Raw genomic sequence first — 16,394 nt, forward strand, 5'->3', positions numbered from 1 at the left:
GACGGTGACAATTCAGCAAGGGCGATGAAATCGGCTCAGAACTCCGAGGCAAACACCCTTCATCCGACGCATGTCCGCCCTACCGAATACGACCCCTGTCACAGGGCGGACCGGTCCAAGTCACTCGCCGCCGCCTGCTTCAAGCCGGGCGCTGCCCGACTGCCAAGTATTCGCAGGAGCCTCGGGTCATTATCGCGAAGACGCTCCACGATCCATCGCTTCGTCCACTCGTAGGCTTCGACATAGAGTTCGGAATGCTGGCTCCAGTCCATGAATCCGATCGCGCTCGAAATCGCCGGGGAGACGAGAATATCCTGCTCATCGAGCATGACTTCCTCGGGCCTGTGCGCCAGCACGCTCGCCGTTATCACCTGAATCATGCTCGGGACCTTCGGCAGGGTGGCACGACCGAAGGGTGTGAGCATACGCACCGCCAGTTCGGATGCTCCCGGTATGCTGTCATAGTCGATATGATGTTTTCTTGGTCCGTTAGAGCCCAAGCTCGCGACGACATTAGGACCGGTCTTGAGTTCTTTCATCTGCTCCAGCGGCAGATTGTTCATGATGGCGCCATCGACCAGCATGTCGCCTTCGGCCGTGAAGAATGGTGGCAGGACACCAGGGATCGAGCCTGACGCCCTGACGGCCTGCCAGAGCTTTCCCCGGCGGTGGACATGCGCCCGCCGACTGCTGAGATTGGTCGACAGAGCGAAGAACGGAAGCCAGAGGTCTTCGATGAGAACGTCGCCATATTCCGCCTGTAGCGTGCGGTCGAGCACCTTGTGATCGAGCAGCGCATATTGTGGCAAGGTGAGACGACGAAACGCGCGGCTCTTGACGAAGATGAGATGCGTTCCCCGGTCGATTGCGTCAGCGTCCAGTCCTCTGGCGAAGCCTGCCATCATCGCAGCGCCAGAGCTGGTGCCGCCGAGATAGTCGAAGGAGGCCCCCGCCTCGACGAAGGCTTTGTAAACGCCGATATGCGCGCAGCCGAGCGAGCCTCCGCCGGCTGCGACAAAGCCCCTCGCCTCACCTGAGATGAAGCGGACCAGGCGCTCGACGTCCAACCCGTCTTCCAGCGAAACGTGGTGATGCTGGCGGACCCCGGGTCGCGCGTCGAGCCAGGCGGCGGTTCCGGAAACCGTTGCAGTGCGCTTCGGGTGAACGAGTACAAGCCGAAGGTTCGACGGCGCATGGATGGCAAGCGCCAGCGCCTCACAGGCGCTGAGGTCGGCCGGGTCGGATGCATCGGCGAACAGCAGCACATTATCGGCCTGACGGATACAGACGCGCGTCCACTCGCTTGGCTCGTCATCGGCGACATAGACGATGATATCGGCCTTGCCTTCGAGATGGTTCAGCCAGTCGAGCACGGGCTGATCGTCGATCGGCAGGCCGGCGAACCGGTCTTCGAGTTCTCGCCGGGTCAGGAACACGGCCCGCTTGCCAGCAGAAAACGCGGCCCGGAGCTGCGCGGTGAAATCGGGTAAAATGCGACTGCGGCCCGCAGGCACGATCGCCAGCGTCCGGAGTTTGCAGGGTTGCTTGGTCTGCGTGGGCGCCGGCGGCTGCATCGCGAACCGGCGCGCGAGAAACGTCGTCACCGACTGGCGCAGGCTGGGCAACGCCTTGGCGGCCCTCTCGAACTGGTCGTCACGTATTTCGAGTACGATTGAATCACGCGCCGCAACGACGGTGGCAATGCGCGGTAACGCGGCGAAAAAGCCGATTTCGCCGACAAGCTCGCCCTGGCCGATCTCCGCAACAGTCTCGCCAACGCCCTCCCGGTGCACCGTGAAGCGTCCCGATAGAACGACGAAGAAGCGGTCCGACCGGTCTCCCTCACGAACGAGAACCTCGCCGCGTCGCAAAATCCGGCGATCGGAGTTGGCGGCCAGAGCCTCCAGCGCGGCCAAGGACGTCTGGTCGAACAAGAGCGTCGCCGATAGCAATTTGGCGGCAAGGGAACCGGTGGAGTCCATCTAACCTTCCTCGGTGCAGCGTCGGTCAACCTTAGCGGTTCCCACGGGAATTGCCGAACAGATTTGGTGTGGGCCACCCTCTGTAGCGGGCGACGTTGTCGGACGCCTGGCGAGCAGCGCTCACTCTTCCAGAAGGGCGTGACAGTCGCACCACTTCGCCAAGTCGCCTCGTCCCGCTCACGTTCTGCGACTGAGGCGAAGAGGGCCAAGCCCACGGGCTGCCCTCGCCAAGGCTCCAGCGGGCCGGAACCGGACGAAGTTTGGCCGGAGGAGCCAGCTTACCCAAGCAACAACAATCCCAATGAAAATCAATTCACTAGAACCGCTGCATCATGCGAATTGATAACCTCGCCCAAGCCAGTTCCGTTCGATCCGGCTAGCGGGCACTCAAGCCTAGCGCTTGGCGTGGATGTCTTTCGCCTCGTCCCGAGGCTCCACGTCTGGCTGTTCGTGCCGCATGGCCTGCGCCTCGATAGAGCCGATGACAAAAAGGACGGAAAAGGCGGATGCCGCCGCAAGGCCGGCCACGACCCATTGGCCGAAGCCCACCGCAAGGCCGATGGCCCCTGCAAGCCAGAGACTGGCGCCGGTCGTTATTCCCTGAACCTCGCCCCTGGAAAGTACGATGGTGCCGGCGGCGAGAAAGGCAACGCCCGCGGTCACCGCTTCCACCACGCGCAGCGGGTCGAGGCGGACACGATCGTCGAAGAAGCCACCGAGCCGGACGCTCTCAAGCGAAATGATGCCGAAAGTGCAGGCAGCAAGGCAGACGAGCATATGGGTCTTGAGGCCCGCCGGTCGCGCCTTTGCCTCACGCTCGAAGCCGATGACGGCACCCAGGAACAGTGCGCCGAGGACGCGCACAAATATGATGGGATAAGGAATCTGTGACGGCGGGAACAATTCGGCGGCGATTTGATCCATGCGGAACCAACGCGAAGTCTTCGCATTGGTTCCGCATGATGGCGCCGTGCCTCACCCAGTGCGCGGTCGCCGGGAGCGGCCTGTCCCCACCCCGCTCCGAAGCGAAGTCGAAACGCTTAGTTTCCGAGTGCCGCCAGGGCGGCATCCAGGCGCTCCTGCGCTTTCTTCGGGTTCTTGGCGGCCTTCACGGCATCAAGATTGACTGGGGCGTCTCCGACCTGGACGACGCCGACCATGCCCATGCCGTAGTGCGGCGTGCACTTGACGCCGTAGACGCCGGGAGCGGTGAAGGTCACCTTGTAGTTTTCATTGACCTTGCTCTTGAAGGCCCCGGCGCCGTCCGGGATCATGCCCTTGATGGTTTCGACATTGTGCCCCTTGTCGGTGGGGATGAAGGTAACCGTGTCGCCGGGCGCAACCTTCAGCGACGCCGGCTCGAACACCATCGCGCCGTCCTTGCCCTTGTTCAGCATGTGCACTTCAAAGTCTGCGGCGGCTGCAGGTGCTGCGACAAGCATTGCCGCGATGGCGAAACCCAATCCGCTCTTGATTGCATTCAACATCGTCTTCTCCATTTGAGCGAGCAGCCCGTGCTCGGGTTGTTCGAACAGAGAAATAGGCCCCCGATGCCGCCTCTACTTTGATGCGCGTCAAATTCGGAGCGCTTTTCTAATGTTGACAGTACATAGGACTCCTATACCTATAATCGCCATGAGCAACGAACCTGGCAGCACACCCTCTTTGGTCGACCGAATTGGTGACGGGCTATCGCGCGTGGCGACGGCCATGCGCAGCGAGGCCTGGACGGCGGCCGAGGCCATCGGCCTCAATCCGACGCAATTGCAGATCCTCACCTTTCTCGTCGCCCGCGGCCGGAGCGGCATGCGCGTAAAGCAGATTGCTGCCTATCTCGGCGTCAGCCAACCCACGACGACGGACTCGGTCAATGCGCTCCTGCGCAAGGGCCTTGTCGAGAAGCAAGCCGATCCCAGCGATGCGCGCGCGCTTTCGGTCGCGGCAACGCCGCAGGGCGAAACCGCGGTTTGTCAGGCCGGTCAACTGGCATCAGCGACCGAGGATGCCATTGCGGCGCTCTCCAAGCTCGAGCAGCAGGACCTGCTGATGCACCTCGTCAAGATCATCCGCCGCCTGCAAACGGCTGGAGCCATCCCTGAGCAGCGCATGTGCGTCAACTGTCGTTACTTCCGGCCAAATGTTTACGACGATGCGAAGGCCCCGCACCATTGCGCCTTCGTCGATGCCGCCTTCGGGCCGGCGGAATTGCGCGTTGACTGCGGTGAATTTGGAGGCGCCGACGCCGCTGAGCGGGACGCTGCTTGGCGCGTCTTCAACCACGGTGCAGCCTGAAATGAAAATGAAAGGACACACCAGCGCCGGCAACTAGCCCGGGGCAAGACCGAAAGCGCCCCATGCTTTCACGAAGAGCTTCAACATCGGATCCCGCAAGCACCGTTCTCCGTACCGCGGACGGACACCGATGATGTTGGCGCCGGTCCGACGACTGCCATCGGCGGACCGGCAATTTTCTCCCTCCACGCAAATAGAAAGAGAAAACCATGAACAGAATTAATCTCGTTGACCCCAATTCGGCAACCGGCGCCAGCGGTGAACTGCTTGGCGAGATCCGCTCGGCCTTCGGGATCGCCCCCAACATGTTCCGGGCGGTCGCCAATTCCCCGGCCGCACTTGCCAGCATGTGGGGCTCTTTCGGCGCGCTCGGGAACGGCCGCCTCGGTGCCAAGCTCGGCGAACAGATCGCCGTTGCCGTCGCCGACCGCAATGAGTGCCATTATTGCCTGGCCGCCCATACGGCACTTGGCCGCAAGGCCGGAGCGACCGCCGAGGAAATGGCAAGCGCGCAACGGGGCAAGTCGTCCGACCCGAAGACCGCCGCCGCGTTGATCTTCGCCCGGAAGCTTGTCGAGGCACGTGGCCAGGTCACTGACGCGGATGTGCGGTCGCTGCGCGATGCCGGTTACGACGATCAGGACATCGTCGAGATCATTGCCCATGTCGCGCTCAACCTCTTCACCAACTACATCAACGTCGCGCTCGCCGTACCGGTGGATTTCCCTGTCGTGAAGCTCGTTCGCGAAGCGGCCTGACAAGGCGGCCGGACGGCAGAACCCGTCCGGCCTTCTCCGGAGAAGACAATGAACAGCAGCTATCGGATCGCGGCGCCGGAACTCGCCGTCTCAACCTGGTTCAATTCCACGACGCCCCTTAGCCTCGAACGGCTTCGCGGACGGGTCGTTTTCCTCCATGCCTTTCAGATGCTCTGCCCGGCCTGCGTCTCGCACGGCCTGCCCCAGACCCAGCGCGTGCAGACCGTCTTCCGCGAGACCGACCTCCAGGTCATTGGCCTGCATTCGGTGTTCGAGCATCACGCGGTCATGACGCCCGACGCGCTCAAGGCCTTCATTCACGAATACCGTCTGACCTTCCCGATCGCCGTCGATCAACCATCCGATGACGGGCCGATACCGAAGACGATGGCACTCTACGGGATGCGCGGCACGCCAACCGCAATCATCATCGGCCGCGACGGTCACGTTGAATATCACCGCTTCGGCATCGAAGACGACATGGTCATCGGCGCCCGCCTTGCCGCGCTGCTCGCGGCGCCGATCCCCGACGTCGCCGCCGAAAGTCCGGAAACGAACGGGTGCACGAACGACGGCTGCATGATCCCCAATACTTATGATAAACGCCGCTAGAGGAGACGGCTGATGACGTCAAAGAAGGCCGTCGCTATACGGCACGTGCATTTCGAGGACCTTGGCACCTTTGCGGACCCGCTGCGCGCGGCGGGGTTTGCCATCGAGTATCGAGACGTTGGCAATGCCGACTATCTTTCGTTCGATCCGACCGAGCCGGATCTTCTCGTCGTGCTCGGCGGCCCGATCGGCGTCTACGAGGATACGGCTTATCCCTTCGTCGCAGACGAGATCGCAATGCTGCAAGCACGTCTTGCCGCCGATCGACCGACGCTTGGCATTTGCCTGGGCGCGCAACTGATCGCCCGGGCGCTTGGCGCTCGCGTCTATTCATCCGGTATCAAGGAGATCGGCTTTTCGCCGCTCAGCCTTTCTGCCGCCGGCCTTGCTTCACCTCTCCGCCATCTCGCCGACGTTTCCGTGTTGCACTGGCATGGAGATACGTTTGACCTGCCGCGCGGTGCCGAGCTGCTCGCCTCGACTCCGGCTATCGCACGGCAGGCTTTCATGCAGGGACGGACGGTGCTCGGCTTGCAGTTTCATCCAGAGGTGGAAACGGGTGCTCGCTTCGAACGCTGGCTGGTCGGCCATGCCTGCGAACTGGCGGCTGCTGGGTTGAGCGTGGCGGATCTTCGTGCCGATGCCCTGCGCTTCGGCCCCAGCCTGAAGCGCGCCGCAGCAGCGATGATTAGCGACTGGGTGGAGCATATCGATGATTGATCGGCAGCCGACCGCACTCGACGCCTTGCTCTTAGGCAGCCTCTCGCCGATCGACGATCGGGGGACCCTCAGCGGCATAGTCAAATATCCAATCGGTGGCGCCGTGCTGCTCGGCGCTACCGGTTTTTCCGGCGATCACCAGGGGGATCTCAAAAGGCATGGCGGCGTCGACAAGGCCGTGCATCACTACCCTCGGGACCATTATCGAGCCTGGATGGACGAGATCGGCTCCATGCCGTTGCTGCAACAGCCGGGCGCCTTTGGCGAAAATCTTTCGACCCTGGGCCTGATGGAGCGCGACATCGCGGTTGGCGACCGATTCCGCCTGGGCGACGCTCTTCTGGAGGTAAGCCAGGGAAGACAGCCCTGCTGGAAGCTAAATCGCCGTTTCGATTTGCCCGATATGGCCCGGCGTCTTCAGCAATCCGGCCGCACCGGCTGGTATTATCGCGTCATCGAGGGCGGACCGGTTTCGGCCGGCGACCGACTGCACCTCGTCGAGCGCCGTCACCCCGAATGGAGCATCGCCCGGCTCTGGCATTTTCTCTACGTCGATACCCTCAATAGGGAGGCTCTTGAAGAGATCACAAACCTAGCCATTCTCCCATCGAGCTGGCGGGATTACGCGGCCAGGCGCCTCCAGACGCACACGGTCGAGGACTGGTCGCGACGTCTCGATGGCGAAACCGCGCCGACGAGCGGCTAAAGTGCCTCGCGATCTCTCGCAATCGCGCCTTGCGCCCTATCGCAGAACCGCACACGGATACGTTCCATCCGCACCACGGGCGGGCGGTGACGGCTGTTGCTAGATTGTTGTGACGGACGCGACGCGCTGGCCGTTTCGCGCTGGTTCCAACATATCGGCAATCTCTTCGGCGACGAAGATTGCATGGTCGTTGACCTGCGGCAAGCCCATCAGTTCGCCGAAGGTGCCACGCGCCAGCGGCCCGGCAACGATCAGCGATCGCTCCGCGGTGCCGTTCGCACCAACTGCGCGGCTTGCCTCGTCGCAGGCAAGACCCAGACCCACGTCATCCAAACGCAACCATCCCTGTGAAGCGAGGTCTGCCAGCCAACTCTGGCTCGAGAGGATGCCGGTATGAGCCGGACCGGTGGTCACCACACAGGCATCGAACAGTAGGCGCTCCCGGCGGCCGGCATGTCGGTGACGGATATCGACCGCGATGACATGGCCGCGTCTCTCGACCTGCTCGATGGCAGCTCCGAGAATTCGCACCCGCCCTTGCTCCAGCCCATCAAGGATCGCTCCATCGATCTGCGGTGCCACGCGGAAGCGGTGGACGTCCCAGAACGGACGCAGATGGCGCACGAGGCGGCGGCGCTCCACCACTGGCAGGGCCCTCCAGACCTGACCGCCCTGGCTGCGGAGCGCATCGAAAACCCCATGCCAGCTGGTACCGATTTCTGCTGCCTGGCGCAGGGCGCGCCGAACGCGCTGCAGCAATTCGAGTGCGGTTCGCGCCGGGTTGTTGGAGAAATCGCCGAACGGTTCCTGGGGCTCACCCGGATGACCGCGTGACCGCAAGCCTCGGCGCGACAATGCGACGACCGGGCCGCGATGATCGGCGAGCCCCAGCGAAGCAATCACGTCGGCTGCCGTCAGCCCGTTTCCGATGACGAGGACGTGGTCATCGGCACGGATGCAGTCCAGGGCACCAGCAACGGTGGAATCGGGCACGTAGCGCGGGTGGCCGTAAAGCGCCTGATCCACGCGGCGTGGGGCGCAGGGCGCCGGATGCGTCGTGGCGATAACGACGATATCGGCCAGCAGGTCCGTGCCGGCGGAGCTGCCCAGTCGCCAACGATTCCCGCTGCGCTCGATATGCTCGACACGTTCGCGCCGATGCTCGACCTTTCCACTTTTCAGGAACGGCGCGACGAACTCGCAGACATAGCGGCCGAACACCGCTCGGCGCGGATAGAGATTGCCGTCAACCGCCAGAGCATCGGGATCGCCGAGCGGTTCGCCTTTTACCGCCATCCAGTTGAGGAAATCGTCGGGATCGTCTGGAACCAGGCTCATGCGCGCCGCCGGTACGTTGATGCGGTGCGCGGGATTGTCCGTATCGTAGGCGAGGCCTGCGCCAAGGCGCCCCCTCGGCTCGAAGACGACAATGGCCGCGCCGTCACTTGCCGCGTTCCGCGCGAGGTTTGCGGCAACCGCCGCCCCGGTGAAGCCGCCGCCGACGATTGCGATGACGGTTCGGCGCGTCGGTCCCGTCACGATTGGGAAACCTTCAGTTTCGGACGATGATCGCCGGCAATCGTTTCGCCGAACGGCCCGGTGTTGATCGACGCCTCGCGGGTCGGAACGGCATGGGCAAGCGGCAGGTTCGGCAGCACCAGTTCCCCGAAACGATAGGCCTCTTCCAGGTGCGGATAGCCGGACAGGATGAAACTATCGATGCCGGCCTGCCGGTATTCCTCGATACGAGCCCTCACGTCGTCGGGGTCGCCGACCAGTGCCGTGCCCGCACCGCCGCGCACCAAGCCAACCCCGGCCCAGAGGTTTGGAGCGACTTCAAGCTTGTCACGTCGGCCGCCATGCAGGCGGCTCATGCGGCTCTGACCAACCGAATCCATACGCTCGAACACCTTCTGTGCCGCGGCAATCGTGTCGTCATCGACATATTGTATCAGTTCGTCAGCGGCCTGCCATGCCTCCTTGGCCGTTTCTCGCACGATCACGTGCAGGCGGATGCCGAAGGTTACCTCCCTGCCCTCGGCATTGGCGAGCGCACGAACGTCTGCAATCTTTCGGGCAACGTCTTCGACGGGCTCTCCCCAGGTCAGGTACTTGTCGATCGTGCGCGCCGCCACTTCCTGACCCTTGCCCGAGGAGCCGCCGAAATAAAGCGGCGGATGCGGCTTCTGCACAGATTGAAACAGCAGCTTGCCACCTTCGATATCGAAGTGTTTTCCCTTGAAATCGACCTCTTCACCACGTAGCACGGCTTTGTAGATATTGAGGAATTCCTCGGTCACCTCGTAACGCTCGCCGTGCGAGAGGTGAATGCCATCTCCCTTGTTTTCAATCGGGTCGCCGCCGGTGACCACGTTGATCAGCAACCGCCCATTCGAAAGTCGGTCGAGCGTGGCCGTCATGCGCGCTGCCAGCGTCGGCGACAAGAGGCCAGGCCTCACGGCGATCAGGAAGCGCAGTTTTTCCGTAAGCGGCGCCAGCGCCGAGGCGACCACCCAGCTGTCTTCGCAACTGCGGCCCGTCGGAATGAGAACGCCGTAATAGCCGAGCGCGTCGGCCGCCTGGGCCACCTGCTTCAGATAGTTGATATCGACATTGCGGCCGCCACGCGTGGTGCCGAGATAACGGCTGTCGCCGTGGGTCGGCAGGAACCAGAGAACATTGATCTTTTCGGGAATTTTCACAGGCGCAGTGTCCATCGGCGAATGCCTCCTCGCAAGCTGGTCTTCGGCAGCCATGAACGTCTTGCCGACCGCAAAAACATAAACTCTATAAATTTTATTGACAATCAAAAATCAGACGACCATCTTTAGTAAGAGGAAAAATTTTTCCCGTATCGGCGGTTCGCGCCCGGGAATTAGGCAAAAATTTCGAGGGACAGGCCATGACGATCGCGCTCGCCGCATCTCCTGCATTCGACGCAAGTGTTCCAACCAGCAATGGCTACGAGCCGATCACGGCGCCGGCTCTCAAGGCGGCCATGCGCAATCTGTCAGGCGGCGTCTCGGTGATTACCGCAGGCATCGGCGACGAACGGACCGGGGCCACTGTCACTTCGGCGACGGCCCTGTCGGTGGATCCGCCGACCATGATCGTCAATATCAATCGGACCTCTTCGACTTGGCCCGTCATCCAGCGCTATCGGCATTTCTGCGTCAACATCCTCTCGCGAGAGCAGCAGAGAGTGGCCGAACGTTTCTCCGGCCTGGATGGCGCCAAGGGCCCGGCCCGCTACGAGGGAGCCGACTGGGTTCGGCTGGCAAGCGGCGCGTCAGCATTGAGCGGGGCATTGGCCGCGATCGACTGCGAAGTTGAGGAAATCATCGAGCGCCACAGCCACGCCATTATCCTCGGGCGGGTCGTGGCCATCGCCACAGGTTCCGGCGAGCCGATCCTCTACCACAACGGCCGCTACGGCGGTCTGGACATCTAGCCTCGCGCAAAGCCCGGCAGGCGCACGAAGCTGCGCCGAAACGTCTCAATTTTGGAATGGGCGCGCTGCGGGTCAGTGAAATCCGGAATAAATTATCTATATAAAATCTATCTTTTTAATAATTATTGTAGTGAGGCTCCGCAGCGGGGCCAGGACCCAACCGTTGAGGAGCACACAATGACGATCCACAGACGCACCCTTCTTGCCGCCGGCGCGGCCTTGCTTCTCGCCAGCCAGGCGCCCTTCCCCGCTCTCGCCGCCGAAACGACGCTGACCATCGGTTACCAACCGATCGTCGAGCCGTCGCGCGTTCCGCAGGCAGACGGAACCTATGAGAAAGTCACCGGCGCCAAGATCACCTGGCAAAAGTTCGACGGCGGCGCCGACGTGATCGCCGCGCTCGCCTCCGGGTCGATCGATATCGGCTATGTCGGCTCGTCGCCGCTCGCCGCTGCCGCCAGCCGGCAACTGCCCCTCGAAACGATTTTCGTCGTCGGACTGATCAGCGAAGCCGAGGCCCTCGCCGTCAAGGGCATCGACAAGCCGGAGCAGCTTGCCGGCAAGAAGATCGCGACCCCCTTCGTTTCGACGGCACACTACAGCCTGCTCACGGCCTTGAAGCACTGGAATATCGATCCGAAGGCGGTCGAAATCCTCAACCTCCGGCCTCCGGAAATTGCGGCTGCCTGGCAGCGCGGCGATATCGACGGCGCTTATGTCTGGGACCCGGTGCTCTCCGAAATCAAGAAGACCGCGACGGTGCTCGCGACCTCTAGTGATGTGGCGAAATGGGGCGGTCCTACCTTCGATGCCTGGATCGTCAGCAAGAAGTTTGCCGAAGCGCATCCGGATGTCGTGACAGGCTTCGTCAAGGTGACAGGGGACGCCTATGCGGATTATCGCGCAAAACCCGAGAGCTGGAACGCCGCTTCGCCTGAGGTGGAAAAGATCGCCCGCCTGACCGGCGCAAAGCCCGAGGACGTTCCGAACCTGCTCAAGGGCTATTACTTCCCTTCGCTTGAAGAACAGGCCGGCGCCGATCTTCTCGGCGGTGCTACGGCCAAGGCAATCGCCGAGACCTCGGCTTTCCTACTTGATCAGGGCAAGATCCCTGCGGTGCTTCCGGATTACACGCCCTACGTCTCCGCCCGCTGGGCGCAGGAGGCGGCGAAGCTCTCGTTCTGAGGCCAGAGCCGTTCCCCTGCTCGCCCGGCACAGACAACCGGGCGAGCATGCCGACGTGCCAGCCGAAATGGGAACACAGGATGTCCGTTCTTTCCCTCGAAAATGTCACGCTGCGATATGCAGCCTCCGACAGCAGAACCGCCCCGGTTCTCGCTTCCATTAACCTGAAGATCGCCCGCGACGAATTCGTCGTCGTCATCGGCCGCTCCGGTTCGGGCAAGACCAGTCTTCTCAATCTGGCGGCTGGCTTCGTGGCGGCAAGCAGCGGTCATGTCTGCATCGACGGCCGACCGGTTACGGGTCCGGGTGCAGATCGGGCCGTGGTTTTCCAGGACGATGCGCTCTATCCGTGGCTGACCGCTCTCGACAATGTCGCCTTTCCACTTCACCTGCGCGGCATTTCCAGGTCCGAGCGCCAGGAAAAGGCGAGGAACCTCCTTGATCGGGTCGGTCTGCCTGACGCGGCGGGCCGACACGTCTGGGAGCTTTCCGGCGGCATGCGCCAGCGTGTCGGCATCGCCAGAGCACTCGCCTCCGATCCGAAGTTTCTGCTGATGGACGAACCGCTTGGCGCGCTCGACGCACTCACGCGCAGCCGGATGCAGGGGTTTCTTCTCGATGTTTGGCAGAAGAGCCGCGTCGGCGCGCTCCTGATCACCCACAGCATCGAGGAAGCGCTTCTGCTCGCGACCCGGGTCATCGTGCTCGCCCCCAATCCGGGACGCATCGCCAGCGAGATCGCAACCACATTCGGCCATGACTTTCTTGCCGGCGTACCGCTCTCCGAGATCCGTAGTTCTCCGGCGTTCCGGCGCCTGCATGACGAATTGACTGGCCTCATCCATGCCGAAGACGAAGGGATCGCCGCATGAGCCTCTCGATCGAAAGTGCACCGTCGACGACGCTTCAGGCGCAGGGCATTGTCGAGCAACCGGAACGACGCACGACACGATCACAGGTACCACTCGCCTGGATATCCTTGACGACGATCGCTGCGTTGCTCGCTCTTTGGAGCCTTGCCTCAAGCTATGGTCTCGTTTCGCCGCTGTTCCTGCCCTCGCCGCTCGCCGTCTATCAGGCTCTGCAAGGCCTTGCCGTTACAGGCTTCGTCGACGCGACGCTCGCCCAGCATGCGGGCGCCAGTCTTCTGCGGATTTTCAGCGCGCTTGCAGTGGCAATCCTCCTCGGCGTGCCGGCCGGCATTGCCATCGGCACCAGTCGGCTCGGCAAAGGCATCCTCGATCCGATAGTGGAGTTCCTGCGCCCCTTGCCGCCGCTTGCCTATCTGCCCTTGGTGATCATCTGGCTGGGGATCGGCGAGGCCTCCAAGATCGCGGTCATCGCGCTCGCAATGTTGCCGCCGATCATTCTGTCGACGGCGACCGGCGTCAAATCCACCTCGCCGGATCACATCAACGCCGCCCGCGCCTTTGGCGCGTCGCGTCTGCAGGTTCTACGCCACGTCATCCTGCCAAGCGCCCTTCCTTCGGTCCTGACCGGGACCAGGATTGCGCTCGGTGCGGGCTGGTCGACGCTGGTGGCCGCCGAACTGGTCGCGGCAACACGCGGCCTCGGCTTCATGATCCAGTCCGCAGCTCAATTTCTGGTGACCGATGTGGTGATCGCGGGCATCGTCGTCATCGCCGCCGTCGCCTTCGTCTTCGATATGACGGCGCGGCAGCTTGAGCGGTGGCTGGTACCGTGGGCGACGCGACGATGACATCTTGGAAGATCGGGCGTCACCGTCACCCGGTCTTCAGGGTCACGCGATGCCGCGTGGCGATCAACCGCGCCGCGGCATAGGTCTGAGTCACGATCTCGGGCACCAGGTCGATGTCCGGCAGACTGCCGACGCCGAGCGGTCCGATCGCGTAGAGATTGCGCGTCGGCTGTCCGCCGGCGAGAACTTCGCCGGCCGGACTGACGGCGATCCCAAGACTGAGCTCGTCCGGCTCTGCCAGCCCGCCGGCAAAGAGGCTCTGCATCAGCGGCGCCCGAAGGTCCGGTGCCGAACAGCGACAGTCGATCACCTGATCGGCCGCAAGCAGCGTTTCCTCGCTTTCGCCCGCCCAGCGCACCATCAATCCATCTGGGCGGCGCTTGCCCGCCCAGCCCTTCCGAATGGTGGTTTGCCCGCCGGCGAGTTCCTGCCGGAGTCGCAGGTGCAAAGGCGCCGGCAGGCGGTTGCGATGGCTGTCATAGATCGAGCGCAGGTGCCGGTTGAACCGGCGCTTTTCCTCTTCAGGCAATGATTGCCAGAGCGAACGTGCGCGCCGGCGCAGCCCGTTCATGGCCGCCTGCCAGCCAAGGCCGGTGGCCTCCGCCTCCGCGCAGGCCTGCCGCACGAAGCGGACGATCTCGCCGAGCCGGGTCGGCATCGGTCCAACCGGAAAAGTCGGCGCCGCCGCGAGGCGCGTATGCGGCTGCGGCAGAAAGCCGTGTCGGGAGAGAATGGTGATCTCGCCGGCAAAACCGTTGTCGCGCAATTGCAACAGCCGGTCGACCACCCGGACACCACTGCCGAGGAGGACTGTATGGCGCGGAACGACCAGACGGCGGGCGCGCACCAGCGGTCTCTCCTCTTCGGCAATCTCCATCTCGCCTTCGCGCAGGCCAAAGCCGGTGGCCAGCACAACGGCATCGCACTCCACTGTCGCTTCCTCCTGCATGACCAGGAAGCGGCCATTGGCTTGCTTGCGCAGGCCCAACACCGCCTGGCAGGAGAGCTGTATCGATATATCGGGCCGGCGCGTTAGGGCTTCGGAAAAGCGTTGGTAGACGTAGTCGCTGAAGATGCTCTTCGGCACAAAGATCTGCTGAAACCCGGGAATGGCGGCGGAAACTGCCGCGCGGAACTCCGCATTCGCCAGGAGCCAATCGTTGAAGTCCTCCGGCTGGCCAGCGGCGACCGAGAGGTCGCGCACCCGGCTGTTGAGGATCTCGCCACTTTGGGCGGCGGCCAGCACTTGCCCGCCACTGATCGTCGGTTGCGGGTCGAAAAGGTGGACGTGAAACGCGGTCCGCACCGACTTCATCAGCGCAATGGCCATCATCACGCCGGAAAATCCGCGACCAATGATGGCGATATGCGGCTTGGCTCTGGCAGCGGCTCCCTCGGGAGCGACCTTCGCAAACAATCCATGGACAGTCATGTGCACTCTCCCATGGCCGGTTCTGTCCGGCAAAGTCTGAAATGCATGGCTGTTTCGGTCCGAACGCGCACACCGACCGAATTGTCACAAAATGCCGACCCAGGTGTCGATATATGCGATAGTCGCAGGGTCGGGAAAACATAGCGCCCACCGCGGCAGCGGTCGAGCCCGTATCCGTTGTTCTGGCTGGCCTGGCACTCCGGCGCATGGTCATCCCTAGACGGCATACTCTATAAAGTTAGTGCGCTATTAGAGCGCGAAACGATCCCAACATCAAGTGCTGCGTAGAAGAGTATGTCGGTCCAGTTCCATAGGGCTTCAGGCCGGGCTGCTCGGCATAGGTGACCGTTCCATGACTTCAAGCTCCATGGGTTGCGCCCGCGATGGCTCCCGCCGTGCGATGCCGTTCAGAACGCGCAACAGATCATAGCCATGCGACCAGCGGCCGAAGCCACTGGCGATATTGATATGGCCGGCATAGCCGAGATCGACGAGACGGCTGCCCCATCGCGTCGAAACGTGCCGCAGGCGATCGAAAGGCATATAGGGATCGTTGAGGCTGCCGACGACGAGGCTGGAAAAAGGCAATGGCAGATCGGGCATTGGGCCGAAATCGATGGCACCGGGATGCAGGCGATCGGTTGGGCCGAGGTCGCAGGGCGCAACGAGCAGCGCGCTGCGCACATGCCCTGCCAGGGGGCGCCGCGCCAGATCGGCAACAAGAATCGAGCCGAGACTGTGGGCCACCAGGTCGACGATCCCGTGCCGGAGGATTTCGCGTTCGAGAGCATCGCGCCAATCATCAAGCCTTGGCCGGTTCCAATCGTTCTGTTCGACCAGAACCGCATCCGGATGATCCCTCAGCCAATGGCGTTGCCAGTGCCCCTCGTCGGACCCGAACAATCCCGGAATGATGAGCGTTTTTGCCATGACATCAATCTCTTGCGAAGGCGATCCAGGACCTGCAACGTTCCGTTGCAAACAGATCCGGTTCTGGATCGACTATGCGCAAGCAACAGACGGCGGAGAAGCAAGGAACGCCTAATATCTATAATTTCTATAGTATTTATTTTCTGATCTGAAGATCACGCCCCCCGCGATCAACAATCGGACATGGAACAATATCCGCAGTAGAGTGTTTCCTTCGACGCGGCTCAAAAGCGAAATCAGTTTCCTTGTGACCCGTCCCAGCGTCAAAAATTTGCGTTGTTGGAGCCCGTGAAATTGTTAGTTTGGCGCCGAAAGACACCGGCGCTCTGACAAGCCGGCCAACCGGCGATTTGATGATCGGTTTGGATAGGGGATGGTGCAACCCTTTGCGGTTGCAGGGCTGAAAAGGTGACCGAAAGTTGACGGAGCGACGCAATGGGAGCCGCTGGCGGTTTCGCCAGCCGAGTGTCTTGCCTGGATTTGGGCTATCGCTCGGGATCACGCTGAGCTGGCTGGTGCTGATCGTGTTGATCCCGCTGTCGGGGCTGGTGGTGCGGGCAAGCGGGCTCGGCTGGTCCGAGTTCGTGGCGCTGACGCTCGATCCGC

The 16,394-nt window shown here is 62.6% G+C and carries 16 protein-coding genes and 1 pseudogene; 10 read left to right on the forward strand and 7 right to left on the reverse strand.

All coding sequences use genetic code 11. From position 1 onward, the window contains the following. Positions 1–98: 98 nt before the first annotated feature. From ACQ5BM_RS34320 to ACQ5BM_RS34330, 3 genes are all read right to left on the reverse strand, one after another. On the reverse strand, positions 99–1,982 hold the full coding sequence (locus ACQ5BM_RS34320; protein WP_429820766.1) for a patatin-like phospholipase family protein: 1,884 nt from the start codon (positions 1,980–1,982) through the stop codon (positions 99–101). 393 nt (positions 1,983–2,375) lie between these two features. After that, entirely contained in the window at positions 2,376–2,906 is a 531-nt protein-coding gene (locus tag ACQ5BM_RS34325) for an MgtC/SapB family protein (RefSeq protein ID WP_429820768.1), read from the reverse strand. A gap of 116 nt (positions 2,907–3,022) precedes the next feature. Continuing rightward, positions 3,023–3,469 (reverse strand): pseudoazurin, encoded by a 447-nt coding sequence (locus ACQ5BM_RS34330; RefSeq protein WP_429820770.1) that lies wholly within the window; start codon positions 3,467–3,469, stop codon positions 3,023–3,025. A gap of 223 nt (positions 3,470–3,692) precedes the next feature. On the opposite strand from ACQ5BM_RS34330, the gene ACQ5BM_RS34335 reads away from it, so the two are divergent. The 5 genes from ACQ5BM_RS34335 to ACQ5BM_RS34355 all read left to right on the forward strand — a co-directional run bounded on the left by ACQ5BM_RS34335 (position 3,693) and on the right by ACQ5BM_RS34355 (position 7,070). After that, positions 3,693–4,274 carry a MarR family winged helix-turn-helix transcriptional regulator gene (locus ACQ5BM_RS34335; RefSeq protein ID WP_429820772.1) on the forward strand — a complete coding sequence of 194 codons (582 nt, stop codon included), beginning with the start codon at positions 3,693–3,695 and terminating at the stop codon, positions 4,272–4,274. Positions 4,275–4,483: 209 nt separating this feature from the next. Continuing rightward, positions 4,484–5,032, forward strand: coding sequence for a carboxymuconolactone decarboxylase family protein (locus tag ACQ5BM_RS34340; protein ID WP_429820773.1), 549 nt, complete (start codon positions 4,484–4,486; stop codon positions 5,030–5,032). Positions 5,033–5,080: 48 nt separating this feature from the next. Continuing rightward, positions 5,081–5,644 (forward strand): redoxin domain-containing protein, encoded by a 564-nt coding sequence (locus tag ACQ5BM_RS34345; protein WP_429820775.1) that lies wholly within the window; start codon positions 5,081–5,083, stop codon positions 5,642–5,644. Positions 5,645–5,656: 12 nt separating this feature from the next. Further along, complete coding sequence (locus ACQ5BM_RS34350) at positions 5,657–6,364, forward strand: glutamine amidotransferase (protein ID WP_429820777.1); 708 nt, start codon at positions 5,657–5,659, stop codon at positions 6,362–6,364. Continuing rightward, positions 6,357–7,070, forward strand: a complete 714-nt coding sequence (locus ACQ5BM_RS34355; RefSeq protein WP_429820779.1) for an MOSC domain-containing protein — start codon at positions 6,357–6,359, stop codon at positions 7,068–7,070. The genes ACQ5BM_RS34350 and ACQ5BM_RS34355 overlap by 8 nt, the downstream gene beginning before the upstream one ends. A gap of 99 nt (positions 7,071–7,169) precedes the next feature. On the opposite strand, the gene ACQ5BM_RS34360 is transcribed toward ACQ5BM_RS34355, so the two are convergent. Together ACQ5BM_RS34360 and ssuD are read right to left on the reverse strand one after the other, a co-directional pair. Beyond that, on the reverse strand, positions 7,170–8,609 hold the full coding sequence (locus ACQ5BM_RS34360) for an FAD/NAD(P)-binding protein (protein WP_429820781.1): 1,440 nt from the start codon (positions 8,607–8,609) through the stop codon (positions 7,170–7,172). After that, positions 8,606–9,787 (reverse strand): FMNH2-dependent alkanesulfonate monooxygenase, encoded by a 1,182-nt coding sequence (gene ssuD, locus ACQ5BM_RS34365; RefSeq protein ID WP_429820783.1) that lies wholly within the window; start codon positions 9,785–9,787, stop codon positions 8,606–8,608. Before ssuD ends, ACQ5BM_RS34360 begins: the two co-directional genes overlap by 4 nt. A gap of 185 nt (positions 9,788–9,972) precedes the next feature. Between ssuD and ACQ5BM_RS34370 the strand changes: the two genes are divergently transcribed. From ACQ5BM_RS34370 to ACQ5BM_RS34385, 4 genes are all read left to right on the forward strand, one after another. Next, positions 9,973–10,521 carry a flavin reductase family protein gene (locus ACQ5BM_RS34370; protein WP_429820785.1) on the forward strand — a complete coding sequence of 183 codons (549 nt, stop codon included), beginning with the start codon at positions 9,973–9,975 and terminating at the stop codon, positions 10,519–10,521. A 177-nt stretch (positions 10,522–10,698) separates the two neighbouring features. Then, positions 10,699–11,706 (forward strand): taurine ABC transporter substrate-binding protein, encoded by a 1,008-nt coding sequence (gene tauA, locus ACQ5BM_RS34375; RefSeq protein WP_429820787.1) that lies wholly within the window; start codon positions 10,699–10,701, stop codon positions 11,704–11,706. An 80-nt stretch (positions 11,707–11,786) separates the two neighbouring features. Next, positions 11,787–12,578, forward strand: coding sequence for a taurine ABC transporter ATP-binding protein (locus ACQ5BM_RS34380; RefSeq protein ID WP_429820789.1), 792 nt, complete (start codon positions 11,787–11,789; stop codon positions 12,576–12,578). Further along, the gene (locus ACQ5BM_RS34385) at positions 12,575–13,426 is read left to right on the forward strand and encodes an ABC transporter permease subunit (protein ID WP_429820791.1); all 852 of its coding nucleotides are present in this window, start codon (positions 12,575–12,577) and stop codon (positions 13,424–13,426) included. Before ACQ5BM_RS34380 ends, ACQ5BM_RS34385 begins: the two co-directional genes overlap by 4 nt. A gap of 25 nt (positions 13,427–13,451) precedes the next feature. Here ACQ5BM_RS34385 and ACQ5BM_RS34390 read toward each other — a convergent pair whose 3' ends face one another. Both ACQ5BM_RS34390 and ACQ5BM_RS34395 read right to left on the reverse strand, forming a co-directional pair. Continuing rightward, entirely contained in the window at positions 13,452–14,858 is a 1,407-nt protein-coding gene (locus tag ACQ5BM_RS34390; RefSeq protein WP_429820793.1) for an FAD/NAD(P)-binding protein, read from the reverse strand. 318 nt (positions 14,859–15,176) lie between these two features. Continuing rightward, positions 15,177–15,788: an RBBP9/YdeN family alpha/beta hydrolase gene (locus ACQ5BM_RS34395; protein WP_429820795.1), complete on the reverse strand. Its 612-nt coding sequence runs from the start codon at positions 15,786–15,788 to the stop codon at positions 15,177–15,179. A 419-nt stretch (positions 15,789–16,207) separates the two neighbouring features. Between ACQ5BM_RS34395 and ACQ5BM_RS34400 the strand changes: the two are divergent. Beyond that, positions 16,208–16,394 (forward strand): annotated as a pseudogene (locus tag ACQ5BM_RS34400) (molybdate ABC transporter permease subunit); the annotation flags it as partial.

The sequence above is a fragment of the Ensifer sp. B1-9 genome (genome assembly GCF_050474445.1).
Taxonomy (GTDB): domain Bacteria; phylum Pseudomonadota; class Alphaproteobacteria; order Rhizobiales; family Rhizobiaceae; genus Ensifer.

Bases quoted from the DNA above. Each gene is read 5' to 3' on its own strand.
- ACQ5BM_RS34320 (WP_429820766.1), bottom strand. From the start codon at position 1,982: ATGGACTCCACCGGTTCCCTTGCCGCCAAATTGCTATCGGCGACGCTC.
- ACQ5BM_RS34325 (WP_429820768.1), bottom strand. From the start codon at position 2,906: ATGGATCAAATCGCCGCCGAATTGTTCCCGCCGTCACAGATTCCTTAT.
- ACQ5BM_RS34330 (WP_429820770.1), bottom strand. From the start codon at position 3,469: ATGTTGAATGCAATCAAGAGCGGATTGGGTTTCGCCATCGCGGCAATG.
- ACQ5BM_RS34335 (WP_429820772.1), top strand. From the start codon at position 3,693: ATGCGCAGCGAGGCCTGGACGGCGGCCGAGGCCATCGGCCTCAATCCG.
- ACQ5BM_RS34340 (WP_429820773.1), top strand. From the start codon at position 4,484: ATGAACAGAATTAATCTCGTTGACCCCAATTCGGCAACCGGCGCCAGC.
- ACQ5BM_RS34345 (WP_429820775.1), top strand. From the start codon at position 5,081: ATGAACAGCAGCTATCGGATCGCGGCGCCGGAACTCGCCGTCTCAACC.
- ACQ5BM_RS34350 (WP_429820777.1), top strand. From the start codon at position 5,657: ATGACGTCAAAGAAGGCCGTCGCTATACGGCACGTGCATTTCGAGGAC.
- ACQ5BM_RS34355 (WP_429820779.1), top strand. From the start codon at position 6,357: ATGATTGATCGGCAGCCGACCGCACTCGACGCCTTGCTCTTAGGCAGC.
- ssuD (WP_429820783.1), bottom strand. From the start codon at position 9,787: ATGGACACTGCGCCTGTGAAAATTCCCGAAAAGATCAATGTTCTCTGG.
- ACQ5BM_RS34370 (WP_429820785.1), top strand. From the start codon at position 9,973: ATGACGATCGCGCTCGCCGCATCTCCTGCATTCGACGCAAGTGTTCCA.
- tauA (WP_429820787.1), top strand. From the start codon at position 10,699: ATGACGATCCACAGACGCACCCTTCTTGCCGCCGGCGCGGCCTTGCTT.
- ACQ5BM_RS34380 (WP_429820789.1), top strand. From the start codon at position 11,787: ATGTCCGTTCTTTCCCTCGAAAATGTCACGCTGCGATATGCAGCCTCC.
- ACQ5BM_RS34385 (WP_429820791.1), top strand. From the start codon at position 12,575: ATGAGCCTCTCGATCGAAAGTGCACCGTCGACGACGCTTCAGGCGCAG.
- ACQ5BM_RS34390 (WP_429820793.1), bottom strand. From the start codon at position 14,858: ATGACTGTCCATGGATTGTTTGCGAAGGTCGCTCCCGAGGGAGCCGCT.
- ACQ5BM_RS34395 (WP_429820795.1), bottom strand. From the start codon at position 15,788: ATGGCAAAAACGCTCATCATTCCGGGATTGTTCGGGTCCGACGAGGGG.